We start from the raw sequence: 15,030 nt of genomic DNA, 5'->3' as shown, positions 1-15,030 counted from the left end.
GGGCTTACGAGTTCTGGAAGCGCCAGCAGCAGACCCACTGGATGGGCGAGGAGGTACCGCTCGGCAGCGACCTGAAGGACTGGGTGTCGGACCGTGTCACGGCCAACGAGCGTGCGCTGCTTACCCAAATCTTCCGTTTCTTCACTCAGTCCGACATCGAGGTCGGCGACAACTATCTCAAGCGCTACATCCCGATCTTCCAGCCGCTCACCGTCCAGATGATGATGGCCGCCTTCACCAACATGGAGACGGTCCACATCGACGCCTATGCCCTGCTGCTCAAGACGCTCGGCATGCCCAAGACCGAGTTCGAGGCATTCCGCGGCTATGCGCAGATGCGCGCCAAGGCGGACTACATGCACCAGTTCGGCATCGACACCGTGGCCGATGTCGCCCGCACCCTGGCGATGTTCGGCGCCTTCACCGAAGGCATGGCGTTGTTCGCGAGCTTCGCCATGCTGCTCAACTTCCCGCGCCATAACAAGATGAACGGCATGGGACAGATCGTAAGCTGGTCAGTGCGCGACGAGAGTCTCCACTGCGAGGGCATCATCAAGCTATTTCACGAATGGCACCGCGAAACCGGCGCGGTGACGCGCTCCGTCCGCGACGACATTGTCGACGTCGCCAAGACCATGGTGAAGCTGGAGGAGAACTTCGTCGAGCTCGCCTTCGGCCTCGGCACAATCAAGGGTATGCTGCCTGAGCAGATCCACGCCTACGTCCGCTACGTCGCCGACTGGCGACTGGCACAACTCGGGATTGCCCCGGTCTTCGGCTTCTTCGAGGCTAAGGAGGGCGGGTTCACCCAGCTCAAGGCGCATCCGCTGCCGTGGCTCGTCGAGATTCTCAATGGCGTCGAGCACGCCAATTTCTTCGAGCAGCGCGCCACGGAGTACTCCAAGGTGACGAGCCGCGGCAGCTGGGACGGCGAAGACGGGGTGTGGGCGGCTTTCGGCCGCATGTAGGCGACCTAACCTAACTAACGCGCCCCTGACCTTCGGGCCCAACTAGGCCGGCGGCGTGCTGGCACGTAAACCCGAACAGCCCGCCTGGATCATGCCTGCCGAACCGCCGGATGACCGCAGCAAGCCGCTCAGGCTCTACATCGCCGACCACAATTTCCATCTTCTCGCTCGCGACAGCTTCGGCGTTTCGGTCGCCGAGCTGTGCCGCAAGCATGGCGTCAGCGACGCCAGCATCTACAAATGGAAAGCCAAGTTCGGTGGGATGGAGGTCTCGGAGGCCAAGCGGCTGAAGACGCTGGAGGACGAGAACACGCGGCTGAAACGGCTGCTGGCCGACGCCATGCTCGACAATGTCGCGCTGAAGGACTTGCTGGGAAGAAATGGTGACGCCCGCGGCTGAGCGTAAAGCTGTCGCCCATCTCATGGATGCCCACGGGATGAGCGAACGGCGGGCGTGTAAAACCTTCGGCAGCTGCCGCATGACTGTCAGATGCAAGACGATCCGGACGGACGATGGCGGCCTTCGCCAGCGTATGAAGGCGATCGCTCATGAGCGCCGCCGCTTCGGCATCGGCGCGTGCATGTCCTGCTCAAGCGGGAGGGCTATCGGGTCAACCACAAGAAGCTGTTCCGGCTTTACCGGGAAGAGAAGCTTGCAGTGCGCCGCCGTGGCGGCCGCAAGCGCGCCACCGGGACCAGAGCGCCGATGACGGTGCCGATGGCGCCGAACGACCGCTGGTCGCTCGACTTCGTGTCGGATCAGCTGACCTGCGGCCGCCGCTTCCGCGTCCTCACCGTGGTCGATGATTGCCCCCGCGAGTGCCTGGCGCTGGTCGGTACTGTCCAGACTCTTTCGCATATGTGGAACGGCCCGTGGTACAAGGGCTTTTTCAGTCGATTTCACACATGGGAACGGTGCGGTCATATGTCCGGCCTTTGGGCGCGGGACATCACCGCTGGCCTCGATGAGGTCCGCGAAGCGAGCGGCTGATCACTTTTGCGCGCTTTGAACGCAGTGCGAAAGGCGGCCTCACTCGTCTCGGGATTTCGTCCCAGGGGTTCATCGTCTGTTGTGGCACCTTGCCCTCTGTCGGCCTGCGCCGGTCAGATCATTTTTCGGTCATTGCGTTCATCAGACGGCGACCACGGGACGCCGATAAGTCCCGCCCTTGTTCAGAAGCGCCCAGATGATCCGCGCCGTCTTGTTGGCTTGCGCGACCGCGACAACCTTGAAGGGCGTCTGGCGAGAAGCGCCTTCAGCCACGGCCGCGCCCGCGCATCGTTTCGGGCCCCCCGCAAGACGGCTGTTGCCCCAACGACAAGCAGCGCGCGGAGTTTCGGCTACCGCCGCCTGTTCGTCCTGCTGCGGCGGGAGGGCGAGCCATCGGGGATCAACCGGATCTACCGGCTTTATCGCGAGGAAGGGCTCACCGTCCGCAAGCGGCGGGCTCGCCGCAAGCCCGTGGCAACCCGGGCTCCGATCCTGGTCGAGGCCAAGCCCAACGCGCGCTGGTCGCTGGACTTCGTCCACGACCAGTTCGCCAATGGCCGACGCTTCCGCATTCTCAACATCGTCGACGACGTCACCAAGGAATGCCTGGGCGCCATTCCGGAGACGTCGATCTCGGGGCGGCGCGTGGCCCGCGAACTCGCGGCGATCGTCGAGCGACGCCGCAAGCCAGGAATGATCGTGTCCGACCATGGCACCGAGTTCACCTGCAACGCCATGCTGGCTTGGTGCAAGGACGCAGACATCGATTGGCACTTTATCGCGCCGGGAAAGCCGATGCAGAACGGCTTCATCGAGAGTTTTAATGGCCGGATGCGCGATGAACTGCTCAACGAGACCCTGTTCTTCGATCTGGATGACGCCCGCGCCAAGATCGCCAACTGGGTCGCCGGCTACAATATCCGGCGGCCTCACTCGTCGCTGAAATACCTGCCCCCTGCGGCCTATGCCGCCTACCTCACCGCAACGGACGATCGGCTGCGCAACCCCGACCAGCTCCGCCGATCGTCCGTTGCTTCACCCGCGCCACTTGGCGTACAAAACCCCGAGACTCTAACGAGCTATGCGGGAAAGTGGGTGATGACGGGTTGAGAGAGGCGGCGTATCGAGGCGGGTGTCGAGCCTGCCAGAACCTCTCAAGGAGAGCGATACGCCCTGAACGAGACTACCAAGATCCTGCCCTTCCGTCAGCCGTCTGTGGTTGACGATCCACTGACAGAAATTCTGCGGAACGGAGCCCGTGAGCTGCTCGCGCGGGCCGTCGAGATCGAGCTGCAGGCATTTCTGGAGACGACGGCGGAGCTGAAGCTGCCGCATGGCCGTGCCAGGGTGGTGCGGCACGGCTTTGGCCCTGCGCGTGAGATTGCCACGGGGATCGGCGCGATCGAGGTCGCCCGGCCCAAGGTCAGAGATCGTGGTGCGACCGGAGCTGATCGGATCCGCTTCACCTCGGCGATCCTGCCGCTGTGGGCGCGGCGGACGAAGAGCCTGGATGCCCTGCTGCCGATCCTCTATCTGCGCGGCATCTCGACCGGCGATTTCCAGGAAGCGCTTTCGGCGCTGCTCGGCAAGGATGCGCCGAACCTGTCGCCATCGGTGATCTCAGGCCTGAAGGCGCAATGGCAGGGCGAGTACGAGCGCTGGCAGAAGCGCGATCTGTCGGCGCGGCGCTATGTCTACGTCTGGGCCGACGGCGTCTTCCTGCAGGCCCGGATGGAGGACCACAGCGAATGCATGCTGGTTTTGATCGGCGTGACGCCCGAGGGCAGGAAGGAGCTGATCGGCTTCCAGATCGGCGTGCGCGAGAGCGCCCAGAGCTGGCGCGAGCTTCTGATCGACATTCGCCGGCGCGGACTGCAGGTCGCGCCTGAACTGGCGGTCGGCGATGGCGCACTCGGCTTCTGGAAGGCGATGGACGAAATCTTCCCCAGCACGCGGCGGCAGCGCTGCTGGCAGCACAAGACCGTCAACGTGCTCAACAAGGTTCCGAGCTCCGTGCAGAGCGGCATGAAGAAGGCTTTGCAGGACATCTGCATGGCGCCCAGCCGGGCTGCCGCGGAGCTTGCACTCGAAGCCTTCGCCGAGAAATACGGTGCAAATTATGCGCGCGCGGTCGATTGCCTGGTCAAGGATCGCGAGGATCTGCTGGCATTCTATGACTTTCCTGCTGAGCACTGGGTCCACTTGCGAACCACCAATCCGATCGAAAGCGTGTTCGCTACAGTGCGACACAGGACGGTTCGGACCAAGGGATCATTGTCGCCACAGACGGCCAGGCTAATGGTGTTCAAGCTGACCGATGCGGCCTCGAAAACCTGGCGTCGATTGAAAGGCACAAATCAGTTGCCGAAGATCATCGCTGGTGTCAGATTCGCCGACGGCATCGAGGTCATTCCGACCCAGCAAAGCCACGCCCCCTGATCGGCTCCGTCACCCAAATTCAGGCATAGCTCGACTCTAACCGCTGCTGGATGAAAATTCAGTGGCAGGTCAGCCTGTCTTGACTATTTCTAGCGATGCAGCGCACTGATCGTATGGCTGTCCATACGTACAGTTCTCAACCATCAGGCCAGCTCGTCGCAAGGCGTCTTTCCTCGGAGGCTTACCAAACAGCGCTTACCAAGTCCGGCTGTCGGACATCGAGCCAGGCTTCGTCTGCACCGCCTGCGGCAAGCGCGGGACGGACGTGCGTGCGGCCGAAGTTTTCGAAGCCGCACATGCGTACGGGTTAAGGGCCGACGTCGCCAAGCGGGAGGGTTCAGCCGACCGACTGGCGCAGCCTGTCAGCCTGACTGAGCCAGGCGTCCCGGGTCATTGTCGAGTTCGTTGCGGATCAACTCGCCAACCTAAGGACCGCCCGGTTTTTCCATTGAGAAGGACACGGTAGTTATCGTCAGCCTGGGGATGGATCGCTTTGCGGAGGCTCAGATACATCGGAGCGAGTGTCTGATTGCGGAGCATTAGCCTCCTCATCGGCAGGCTTGATATCGACGATCAGCTTCAACCATTCGATCGCTTCATTTTCGATATAGGCTGTCGACATTCTCTCGATCATTGGAAAGGGATATCCGTCGACATAGTCGAGGGCGTTACCTTCGTAGTCATTTCGACGGCCTTTTGAAAAACGTCGCGATATCGGAAAGGTGAGATGCCCAGAAACGGGATGAATGACACTTTGTCCGGCGTTTCTTGTTCGATGCTGATCTCGTTGCTATGCAACTCCTGTGCACGGCTTTTCGGATACGGCTCGATATAGATGACCTTCCGAATTCCAGATGCCAGGATGTGTTTCGTGCAGTTGTGGCAGGGAAACGTTGTCACGTATAGCGTGCCGCACCTCACGCTCCTTCCAAGCCTCGCCGCGTCCCATATTGCGCACATTTCCGCATGCACCACACGCCCGAATTCGGTTAGGTCAAGCACGGCGCTGGATGCCAATACGCCGTCTTCTTCGTCATACCCTTTTCTCTTTTTCCTCGTGAATCGTTCTACCATCTCCGCGGGGGTGCCAGCCTTCTTCGCCTCATCCGAGAGAAGCCCCACGCGTCGCGACGCAATTTTACGTCTCTGTAGTCTGGCGTCTCGGTGTCCCAATAGGTTCCGCCGAAAGCCTTCGGCACTTCGTTGCAACCTTGTGTGATTATTTCGCCTTCGTCCGAAAAAATTGCAGCTCCAACTTGGCGCGACAAGTCCGATGACCGAAGCGCAGCAGACTTGGCTGCGTACATCCCATACTCAGCCTTTGTCGGTGCTATATCAGTGGCCCCGAACAATGCCTGGACAAATCTATTCAACTTCAGGTCCATTTCGGACCTGACGAGACCGTCGATGAAGACGTCGGCAAGATGGAACGTCTCCCTCACATTTTGACCGAGATCTTCCCCATCCTCCCTTGCGTCCTTCTCGATCAGCTGGGCCGCCTTGCTTATGATTTCGTGATGAGGGCTACCAGGAATTAGGGTATGGCGCAGCCGTTCCTCTATCAGCTGTTTTCGCTTCTCGGCTGGTCCGTATGCCGATATCAGAACAAACTGCCGTCCGTACACCTTGCGGAGTAGCACCACTTCGTCTGGGCGCTTAAGCTGACGAATGATGTACGCGGTTGGCTTGCTTGGAAGACCGTCCCTCGACCCCGTCAGCGTCTCGCGGGCATCGCCAATGGCACGAAGAGCGATCCGCGTCATTGTCGCGGGGTCGGAAAATTCCTTGCACAAGGCATTTGCGTAGTTGATCTTGAAATTTACGTCAGAGTAGAAGTCTTTCGAAATTGGCTGCTCAACCGGATGTTTTTGGAGCCTGTATCGGTCTTCCCGTAGCATCTCCTTGGTGATGTGGATGGTGTGGGATGCGTACTCGACCGCCCGCAAGGCTGAGGCGAGACTGTCACAAATCGGATATCCACCCCCACGGGGCCTACAATGCCAAATACCAGCTCTGGGAAGTCTTTTTTCTTTTGTTGCATATCAACCATACGGAACTTGACGTTAACTGGTGTAACTAGATGATCTAACTTGATTCGATTGCGCTATCGGGGAGAACGCACATGGCAAAGGTTTCAATACGGAAGGATGAGTTTGTTCTGACGGCACTCACGCTGCTTGCTACCGGCCGCCCGTGCGCCCACGCCGCCATTTAGCTGGCCGCCGAAGCGCTACGATATCCGCAACGCTGTGGCCGTTCCGGCGCGTCATCTTTCTAGCTGCGCGATCTATTGGCCGAGGGGTGATTCTGGCTGTCGATGGCGGCGTGGGTCTTGCTCGGGTTTTTCAGGGGATTGCTCAGGCGATGATGGGCTGACCAATTGATCGAGCTGCCGCTCAAAAGATTGATTTACCGCAAGGGCCCCTCAAGGCATCCATATTAATTTGCCGAGCAATGTGGGAGGCGAAGTGGCCGGGTCACAGGTCGCCTCCCGCGTTCCCTCAGACATACGGTTTTGCAATCGGTGGAGTTTGATTGTGACAATGCACGCCGAAGCTGACGTCAATCCTCCCTCCTTCCGGCCGTGACTAAGAAGCGGTGCCATAGCTTGACGACGAAACGCAATTTGCCGGCGAGAGCTGCGCTGTATTGACCTGGCCCGGCGTCCGCCCGCAGCAGTTTCGTTCTGGGGCTGGCCCGGCGAACAGACATTGATGCGCCTGCAATTCCATCGTGCCGTCGAAGACATGGAAATATGGAGCGCAGGCGGCGACGACTATTCGTTCGTGATCAGCTTCCAGAGCCCCACCGGTCCCGGCTTTCAAGGAAGGCTGGGCTTCGTCGCGTCGTGGCGTCCCCTTGACCAGAGCCGTGGCGCGATCAGGGTTCTCGGCTCGCCCTTCCAAAGCTTCGCTGAGGCCGAGGACGCCTGCAACACCATGCTGACTTACCTCAAGGACGACACTGATTCCGCACCCCAGCAACGTTGAAGCCTCGCTAAAATGCCGCAATCGGTCCGCGTGTGCGGGCGAGCTTCGATCGGTTCTGCCTTGCGGCAGGGATCGAGGCGCTCGGCGCGATGATGGAGGCGGATGTGACGGCGCCCTGCGGGCCGCGCCACGGTCGCGATGCGGCGCGGCGGGCGCACCGTTGGGGCCGAACGCGGGGACGGATCGGTTTCCACGGCGGCAAGATCGAGGTCGAGCGCCCGCGGGTCCGGGGCGTGGACGGCCGCGAGGTCACGATCCCGAGCTGGGAAACGGCGGCGCAGGAGGACTGGCTCGGTCTGCTGGGCGATGAACCTGATGCTGATCAATGTGTCGACGCGCCGGTTCGGCCGCGCTGTCCGGCTGCCCGAGGGTGAGGTGCCGGCACCACCCGGATCGGGAGTTTCGAAGTCGGCGGCCTCGCGCAGGTTCGTCGCGCTGTCGGCGGCGCGTCTGGCCGACTTCATGGCTGCCGATCGGTCCGCGCTCGACCTTCTGGTGGTCCAAATCGACGGGCTGCATCTCGGCGACTATCTCGTGCTGGTCGCCGCGATCGGGGTTGACGGCGAAGGCAACAAGCATCCGCTGGCGCTGGTGGAAGGGGCGAGCGAGAATGGCGCAACGGTTCAGGCCCTGCTGGACAATTTGGTCTCGCGCGGGCTCGACCCGACGATGCCCGGACTGTTCATCGCCGACGGCGCGAAGGCGTTGTCGAAGGCGATCCGCCGCACCTTCGGTTCGGCCGCTGCAATCCAGCGCTGCCAGATCCACAAGGCGCGTAACATCATGGAACGCCTGCCGAAAGAGCATCATGCGGCCACCCGTCGGGTGCTGCGCCAGGCCTGGGAGCTCGACGACGCCGACAAGACTGAAAAATTGATCCGCAATCTCGCGCGTCGTCTCGACCAGCAATGGCCCGGCGTCGCGGCCAGCATCCTCGAAGGCCTCGACGACAGTCAGGATTTCGGCCGTGCCAGTTTGCTCGGCCGAGCGCCGATGCCGCGCCGGTTCTGGCGCCTAAATGACTTGTCGGCCTTCGGTGCTGTTCTAAGTAGGACCCGCCATAGGCCACGAACGGTAGTTGTCCGGAATTCCCTCAACCTGATGATAGCTCTAATATGACTATCGCGGTGGTTGCATTCTGGAACCTGTGGGAAGCGCCAACAAGAAAGCGGAGGAGAGCGTGAGTCTGGAGCGCCAGTACCGAGAGCTAAAGAAGTTGCAAGAAAAGGTCCGTCAATGGGAAGGAAAGAGTTGTTCCCGGCGGTCGGTTGAAAGGCAGCCGGTATGGCGAGATGTTTTCCTCTCAATTCCGGGACACATCACCTCCGAGCCCTGCCTGGTACGTGATCTCTCTAATAGGGGAGCTGGCATTCAGCTTAATGGACTCACGGTTCTGCCGACCGAGTTTTCACTTTCCTTCGATGAGTTTCGCACCACCCACCCTTGTCGCCTCATCTGGCGACAAGGCGACTTCATCGGGGTGGCGTTCCAAAATACGGGCCGTTATTTCAACCCTCGTGGAGCCAGATAGAAGGTCCCCTTTGCGCTAGAACCGCCCTATTGGTGAGGTCGCCTTCTGGCCACCGCGACATTTGCTGCGGTTGCACAAATGCTGTCGGTATCGGAGCGATGCGGAGATCGCCGACGACTATGAGTACGTACGCGCCCTAGAAAAAAGGCCCGTATTTACCAGCAACCGGGCGCTGAGCATGAACTTCATTGACGAGACTAGCGAAGACCTCAGTGCGCTCATCGTGCGTGACTTCGGTTCATTGCCTGAAGGCATCCTGACCAACAGAATTGTTCTGGACTGGATGCATTACCGAGCAAGGCTAATCCCATGCCGACCGAGACAGGTTCTTGTGTCACCGGAAGTCGCAGCCTTACGAACCATGTACGCCGCTATCGACCAGCTAAAGACTGCCCTTGAGGTTGGCGCGGATGTCTCACCTTGGCTCAGCGATAGGCTGCGCACGCGCAGGGCTAATCACAAGGCCGACCTGTGTTCAACGACTGGCAAATCAGTCACTTTCATCTCGGTGGCATCATCGAGCCTCGAAACAAGGTCAAGCGCACAGGCCAGCTTCTATTTGCTCACATCAAGGCCGATCGCGCGATCTTTCTGGACGTGCGCCCGCATAGGTCCTGGACCATGCAGCGTATCCTAAAGATACTGCACGATGTCAGCCCGAGCGATTTGCCGGAGTTAAAAGGAACTTTGCCGTCCCCCAGACTAACGGATCAGCAACTCTACAATCTCCGACAGAACGGGTACACACAGCCTATCCAAATTGACGGTAGAGTGTTTGTGGCTCCAGGGCTCGGACAGACCTCTTCACAGCACGCCATGCGGCTCAGCCGTCACGCGGACCATCTCACCATCATGCTTGCGAATCTACGCAAGGCACTTACCCGAAATTGTTTGCCTTGGCAGCTTCAAATGCAGCTCGCCGGTAACATTGGTCTCCCCATCAGACTAGGCATCAAACTGGATGCGGAATGCTTGGTGCTCTACGAAAAGATGCGCGGCATTAAGTTTGCAACCCTTCGCACGCTTGAGTAGCATTTTTTAACGACTGCCGCATGAGGAGCGCTAGTCAGGCCTACTACGTTTAGACGCGGCCATCAGACCTTCAGGCGCTCAGTTGCTTGGGCAGATTGATCGATTCATCATTCACCAAACCATGTTTTGCATTGGAGCATTATGTGCCTCACGAACGCTCCGGCCAGGATGCGCAAAATCCCCGCCGCGTCTTCATCTCTGGCCCGAAGCGAGGTGCGTTCGGCGCCATCAAGCGCGAACTCCGCCGCCGCTCCGCCATCGACCTGACCTGCCACTGCATTTTCATCCAGCGGCAGTTAGAGCCTCGGGGTTTTGTACGCCAAGTGGCGGTTGTAGCAACGGACGATCGGCGGAGCTGGTCGGGGTTGCGCAGCCGATCGTCCGTTGCGGTGAGGTGGGCGGCGTAGGCCGCGGGGGTCAGGTATTTCAGCCATGGGTGAGGCCGCCGAATATTGTCGTCGGCGACCCAGTTGGCGATCTTGGCGCGGGCGTCGTCGAGATCGAAGAACAGGGTCTCGTTGAGCAGCTCATCGCGCATCCGGCCGTTGAAACTCTCGATGAAGCCGTGCTGCATCGGCTTTCCCGGTGCGATGAAGTGCCAGTCGATGATGGTGTCCTTGCTCCAGGCGAGCATGGCGTTGCAGGTGAACTCGGTGCCATGGTCGGACACGATCATTCCTGGCGTCGCCCGACGATGACCGTGAGTTCGCGGGCCACGCGCCGCCCCGAGATCGAGGTATCCGGAATGGCGCCCAGGCATTCCTTGGTGACGTCATCGACGATGTTGAGGATGCGGAAGCGTCGGCCGTTGGCGAACTGGTCGTGGACGAAGTCCAGCGACCAGCGCGCGTTGGGCCTCGCCTCGACCAGGATCGGAGCCCGGGTCCCCACGGCCTTGCGGCGGGCCCGCCGCTTGCGGACGGTGAGCCCTTCCTCGCGATAAAGCCGGTAGATCCGGTTGATCCCCGATGGCTCGCCCTCCCGCCGCAGCAGCACGAACAGGCGGCGATAGCCGAACCGCCGCCGCTCGTTGGCGAGCCTACCAAGGGAGGCCCCCGGCTCTGGCGGGGAGGCAGCAGAAGTTTGACATTTCAGGCAGTCGTCCATCGACGAAACTCGCGACTCGTGAGCCACCACGCACACGAGAAGGAGTTTCGCGATGGACGATTACGAGAGCCTAAGCCACAGCAAATGGGAGTGCAAATATCACGTGGTCTTCATTCCCAAGTGTCGCAGGAAGACGCTGTACGGAGAGTTGAGGCAGCATCTCGGGGAGGTGTTCCGCAGGTTGGCAATGTAGAAGGAGTGCAGGGTCGAAGAGGGGCATTTGATGCCCGACCATGTTCACATGATGATTTCGATCCCACCCAAATATGCGGTGTCGCAAGTGATCGGGTACATCAAGGGCAAGAGCGCCATCCATCTGGCGCGGGTCTATGGAGAGAGGAAGCGCAACTTCGTAGGGCAGCACTTCTGGGCTCGGGGATACTTCGTCTCGACCGTCGGTCGAGACGAAGCGGTGATCAGGGAATATATCCGCAAGCAGGAGGCCGAGGATACCCGGCTCGACCAAATGAACATGTGGCGCTAAGGCCGCCCTTAGGCGGCCAACAAAATCGGGGACGCGTTAGCGTCCCCACGGCCGCTTTGAGCGGCCCAATTCCTAAAGCCCCCGGCTTTGCCGGGGGATACTTACCCAGCTGAGACAGCCACAACTTCATCTTTCGTCGGCCTGCGACCACGGCATGAGATTTGCTCTACTGGCTGAGACGCTGCGGAACCATATTCGCGGCGAGAGGCACAGCAAGGAAGGAAACGACTTGCCAAATTTGCGATTGGAGACAGTTTATGTCGCCGGCAATATCTCCAGCAGCATTCTGGGGAATACAAAGGTAAGCGGCGGCACCACGCGAAAGGTGGAACATCAAATTGGTATGCGCCGATCGGGCTCGGCTGCGAAATACCCTCGCGCCGATATTTTCACTAGTCGCCGTCGGGCAAATGGCAGGCCTTTTGCGTGTAGCCGATCCCATAGGACTGCTGCACGGGCTCTTCGCGACCGACGGTTGGTTGTTTCGACGGACCGCAGTCGGCAGCGCGACAGGGAAGTCGCGGTTCCGGGGCAGAACAACGGCATCCAGCTTTTGGATCAATCACTTCAACCTGCACCGGGCGATCGAACACTATGATTGTGCGTAGCCTGCGCGACGTCGAAGCAACCGATCACTTCGTCGATTGGGGCAATGGTACTAGCCACCGCCTTCTGACCGATAAGGACGGCATGGGTTTCAGCATCTGCCACACCGTGGTGCGCGCTAACACCGTTTCGCTTCTGCAATACCGGAATCATCTCGAAGCCTGCTACTGCATCGGCGGTGAGGGCGAGGTCGAGGACATGGACGGCAATGTCTTTCCCATTCGCAAGGGTGACATGTATGTGCTTGACAAGCATGACAAGCATTTCCTGCGCGGGGGACGGAACAACGACATGATCCTGGTTAGCATCTTCAACCCGCCCCTCACCGGAACCGAGCGCCACAAGCTCGACGACCCGGCGGGCTCCACATATTGAGTGATGCGAAGAAAAGCCAATCCAACATGAACTGCCGCTAACTGCGAGATACATTTACTCGAGCAATCCAGCGCTGCCTCGTATCGCACGCGGACCTCAGAAAAAGTCTTTGTCCCGGTTTTACGAAAGGCGCACGCGATGCGCTTCGGCGGAGCTGACAAAATACTTTGGCATTCCAGGTCCATTTTCCCTTGTCCGGAAGACCAGGCGGGCGGAGGTTTTTGCCGATTGATAACGCGCTCAGTTGTACGATGTCTGGCGAGGCTGTTGGACAGCTGACATAGCACTGCTGTGGCTATCGCATTGATTGCATTCGATTTCACCTTTGGCACGATAGATGCGTAATCGTCTAAAGGGCGCCAGAGGAGAAGTCGTTCGATGAGGACGCTTACCAGAAACTCTGACGCGGTTGAGTGGCTGCTGCGATACTGCCGCCACGATATTTGGTGATGCGGAAGGTTGGCAGGAAGATTGAGAGATCTGCTTCGGCGAAGGGTTTCGTCACATCAATGCGGACCAGCCTAAGCCCGAAAACAGATCCGAACCGATGTGAGCGATTTGCGTGAATCAAGGAAGTCGCCTTCCGATCTTGAGCGATGAACAGGTGCAGAGCATATCTGCCGCGCATGAACTGCTGGCGCGTGGGGAGGAGTTTTGGCGACGGCGGCTCGAGCAGTTTAGCAGAGTGCATCTTCCTTTTCTGTCATCGTCCGTGGCTGCGGCGCCTTCCCGATGGCAGTCGAGTTCGTGGTTTAGCCCAAGCGGTTTGGCTAAACTTTCCCCACAAGATCGCTCGGAATATTTGGTAACGGCTTGGCTGATCTATCTCGCTCGGATCACCGGGCAAAAAGAATTTCAACTGGGATGGAAGCCTGCATGGGACGGATTGCAAACTGGCTCCAAACTCGTAATCGCCTCCGTCGTGCCGATGGATGTTTGCATTGAGCTTGGTCATGATTTTGAAGAAGTGCGTAAAACCGTAGCGGCCGAAGTCGCTCAGCTGAGGGCGCACGCTAGCTTTGCCCGAGATCTTATCGCGCGCTGCCCGACATTGCGAGGAGTGGAGGCGCTACGGGCGCGCCAGCCTTGGCCGATTGGTATTGCAATCGCGACAGAGAGCTGTTCCGTCGCCGACGATCTGTCGACGAGCCACAAGGCTGGCCAAACCTTATGCGGCGATTTGCTGACTTTTGAGGTTCGCGCTCTGGATGGGAGCTTCCGCTGGCATTTTGATGCCGCTCGATTAGCGCCCAAGCAGATCGACCGCATGACGCAGCATTTGCAAGTTTTGTTACGCGGCGTGATGGACGATGCGGGGCAGTCTGTCGGCCGAATCGGCATTCTGCCAACCGACGAATGCGCCTATCTACTTGAGGATTTGAATCGGACGGCGGCGCCTTATTCGTTTGAGCGATGTATCCATGAGCTGTTCGAGGCGCAGGTGCAAAGGGCGCCGGAAGCGGTTGCGGTGGTCCGTGAGAGGGAGAGACTGAGCTATGGCGAACTCAATGCGCGGGCCAACCGGCTGGCGCATCATCTGATCGAGCTCGGGGTCAAGCCGGACGAGCCGGTGGCGATCTGCCTGGAACGCGGCCTAGCGATGGTGGTTGGTGTCTTGGCGATCATGAAGGCTGGCGGCGCCTATCTGCCGCTAGATCCGGCTTATCCGTCAGCGCGGCTGCGGCAGATTGTCGACGATGCAAAACCGAAACTTCTGCTTTGCGATGTCGCCGGTCGAACCGCATTGGGCGCCGATGCCGTGGCCGATGTGACGGTGGTCGATCTGGAGACGGCGTCCCCGACTTGGGGCGAGCGGCCGCCTTCGAACCCGGACCCGGGCACGCTTGGCCTTACATCGCGCCATCTCGCCTATGTCATCTATACCTCCGGCTCAACCGGAATCCCCAAGGGCGTTGAAATGTCCCATGGCGCGCTTGTGAATTCGCTTGTGGGGATTGGCACGTCAAAACTGCGCACACTTCAATTCGCGACTCTGAACTTCGATGTGTCCTGTCAGGAATTGTTCATCTGTTGGAAGGACGGCGGAGTGCTTGTGCTCGTGCGGGAAGAGACCCGGAGGCGCTTCTCCGACCTGCTGGAATTTGTAGAGCGGGAGGCGATCGAGCGGCTTTTCCTCCCGTTCGTGGCATTGAATCATTTTGCGGAAGTCTGGAGCACGCAGCGCGTGCAGCTGCCCTCTTTAAGAGAGCTTTATACAGCCGGCGAGCGATTGCAGGCCACTCCACTGCTTAGGGCGTTCTTCAAAGCACACCCGAACGCGAGATTGATCAATCAATATGGGTCCACGGAAATCAGCGTCATTTCCGAGCACCACCTTGCAGCTGACCCGTCATGTTGGCCCCAGATGCCTCACGTCGGGCGTCCAATCGCCAACACGCGGGTGTACTTGCTGGATGGCCATGGCGCGCCCGTGCCGTTCGGCGCGGTGGGTGAGCTTTACATTGGCGGGGCGGGGGTGGCACGGGGCTACCTCAACCGCCCTGAGC

8 protein-coding genes and 6 pseudogenes are annotated in these 15,030 nt (G+C 59.7%); 10 read left to right on the top strand and 4 right to left on the bottom strand.

Annotated elements, in window-relative coordinates:
* Both I6F35_RS38340 and I6F35_RS38335 read left to right on the top strand, forming a co-directional pair.
* On the top strand, window positions 1-968 hold a 968-nt coding region (locus I6F35_RS38340; RefSeq protein WP_225122775.1), incomplete at its 5' end, for a ribonucleotide-diphosphate reductase subunit beta.
* Between the two features lie 139 nt (window positions 969-1,107).
* Window positions 1,108-1,803, top strand: a pseudogene (locus I6F35_RS38335) (transposase); the annotation flags it as partial.
* A gap of 297 nt (window positions 1,804-2,100) precedes the next feature.
* On the opposite strand, the pseudogene I6F35_RS38330 reads toward I6F35_RS38335, so the two are convergent.
* Window positions 2,101-2,303 (bottom strand): annotated as a pseudogene (locus tag I6F35_RS38330) (IS110 family transposase); the annotation flags it as partial.
* Window position 2,304: 1 nt separating this feature from the next.
* Between I6F35_RS38330 and I6F35_RS38325 the strand changes: the two are divergent.
* Together I6F35_RS38325 and I6F35_RS38320 are read left to right on the top strand one after the other, a co-directional pair.
* Window positions 2,305-3,069 (top strand): annotated as a pseudogene (locus I6F35_RS38325) (IS3 family transposase); the annotation flags it as partial.
* A gap of 63 nt (window positions 3,070-3,132) precedes the next feature.
* Window positions 3,133-4,398, top strand: coding sequence for an IS256 family transposase (locus I6F35_RS38320; RefSeq protein WP_225122776.1), 1,266 nt, complete (start codon window positions 3,133-3,135; stop codon window positions 4,396-4,398).
* A gap of 472 nt (window positions 4,399-4,870) precedes the next feature.
* Here I6F35_RS38320 and I6F35_RS38315 read toward each other — a convergent pair whose 3' ends face one another.
* Both I6F35_RS38315 and I6F35_RS38305 read right to left on the bottom strand, forming a co-directional pair.
* The gene (locus I6F35_RS38315) at window positions 4,871-5,032 is read right to left on the bottom strand and encodes a hypothetical protein (RefSeq protein WP_225122774.1); all 162 of its coding nucleotides are present in this window, start codon (window positions 5,030-5,032) and stop codon (window positions 4,871-4,873) included.
* Window positions 5,033-5,465: 433 nt separating this feature from the next.
* Window positions 5,466-6,344, bottom strand: a complete 879-nt coding sequence (locus I6F35_RS38305) for a hypothetical protein (protein WP_225122772.1) — start codon at window positions 6,342-6,344, stop codon at window positions 5,466-5,468.
* Window positions 6,345-7,112: 768 nt separating this feature from the next.
* Here I6F35_RS38305 and I6F35_RS38300 point away from each other — a divergent pair.
* From I6F35_RS38300 to I6F35_RS38290, 3 genes and pseudogenes are all read left to right on the top strand, one after another.
* Window positions 7,113-7,388, top strand: a complete 276-nt coding sequence (locus tag I6F35_RS38300) for a hypothetical protein (RefSeq protein ID WP_225122771.1) — start codon at window positions 7,113-7,115, stop codon at window positions 7,386-7,388.
* Window positions 7,389-7,420: 32 nt separating this feature from the next.
* A pseudogene (locus I6F35_RS38295) lies at window positions 7,421-8,339 on the top strand (transposase); the annotation flags it as partial.
* 1,051 nt (window positions 8,340-9,390) lie between these two features.
* Window positions 9,391-9,951, top strand: coding sequence for a hypothetical protein (locus I6F35_RS38290; protein ID WP_225122770.1), 561 nt, complete (start codon window positions 9,391-9,393; stop codon window positions 9,949-9,951).
* A 282-nt stretch (window positions 9,952-10,233) separates the two neighbouring features.
* On the opposite strand, the pseudogene I6F35_RS38285 reads toward I6F35_RS38290, so the two are convergent.
* Window positions 10,234-10,989: pseudogene (locus tag I6F35_RS38285) on the bottom strand (IS3 family transposase); the annotation flags it as partial.
* 121 nt (window positions 10,990-11,110) lie between these two features.
* Here I6F35_RS38285 and tnpA point away from each other — a divergent pair.
* The 3 genes and pseudogenes from tnpA to I6F35_RS38270 form a co-directional block, all read left to right on the top strand.
* A pseudogene (tnpA, locus tag I6F35_RS38280) lies at window positions 11,111-11,542 on the top strand (IS200/IS605 family transposase).
* A 594-nt stretch (window positions 11,543-12,136) separates the two neighbouring features.
* Entirely contained in the window at window positions 12,137-12,523 is a 387-nt protein-coding gene (locus tag I6F35_RS38275; RefSeq protein WP_225122769.1) for an ectoine synthase, read from the top strand.
* A 589-nt stretch (window positions 12,524-13,112) separates the two neighbouring features.
* On the top strand, window positions 13,113-15,030 hold a 1,918-nt coding region (locus I6F35_RS38270; protein WP_225122768.1), incomplete at its 3' end, for an AMP-binding protein.

It is taken from the genome of Bradyrhizobium sp. BRP22, assembly GCF_020194175.1.
Lineage (GTDB): Bacteria > Pseudomonadota > Alphaproteobacteria > Rhizobiales > Xanthobacteraceae > Bradyrhizobium.
This window is presented reverse-complemented; position numbering and strand designations above follow the sequence as displayed.